The organism is Chitinophaga varians, from assembly GCF_012641275.1.
Taxonomy (GTDB): Bacteria; Bacteroidota; Bacteroidia; order Chitinophagales; family Chitinophagaceae; genus Chitinophaga; species Chitinophaga varians_A.
The window spans coordinates 1-638 of the sequence record NZ_JABAIA010000024.1 but is presented as its reverse complement, the minus strand read 5'-3'; the positions used below and the strand labels follow the sequence as shown (position 1 = coordinate 638).

Here is a 638-nt window from a genome sequence, read left to right as displayed (position 1 = left end):
CTGATGTCTCTACCCGCACATGCACCGGGGTGGCCTGATCTTCTACTTTCAGCAACCGTTGCCAGGTTACGTCCCGTAAACCGGTCACGCCCGCCCCTGTTGACAGCTCTCCCGCTACTCTGGCCAGTTCCAGATAAGCGGCACCCGGCAGCACTTTATCATTATATAAACGATGTTCGTTCAGGAAAAACTCCGATCCCGTATAAACGCTTGTAAACTTCTGTTCCTTCAGATTAGATTCGTTGCAATGCAACAACGGATGCAACCTATAACTATTACGTTTATACGCTGTTTCCCGTATAGGTATCCAGTAGCGTTTTTGTTCAAAAGGATATGTGGGCAGGCTGATCTGTCGCGGCTTCTGGCCTGCCGAATAAAGCTCCTGCCAGTTAATAGTCGCTCCCTTCACCCATGACCGGCCCACCATTGCCAGGTCCTGTATTGATAACATTTCGGTCGCCACGCTTTCTTCCTTTTCCTTACGGCAGTTATCGTGGTAATATTCTCCGGGTTCACCGGATATATATTTTTCCAGTTGGGCCAATAACGACGGGACATCTTTCACCACCACTGCCAGGCGCTCGTCCATGGCTTCTCTTCCGGTCTGCAATGTATATCCCACATCATGCAGGCTGATG

General features: G+C 50.0%; 1 protein-coding gene. It reads right to left on the bottom strand.

The window, feature by feature from the left end; genetic code table 11:
• The coding region (locus tag HGH92_RS33435; RefSeq protein ID WP_168875208.1) for a polyketide synthase dehydratase domain-containing protein at window positions 1-638 on the bottom strand (638 nt) is incomplete at both ends.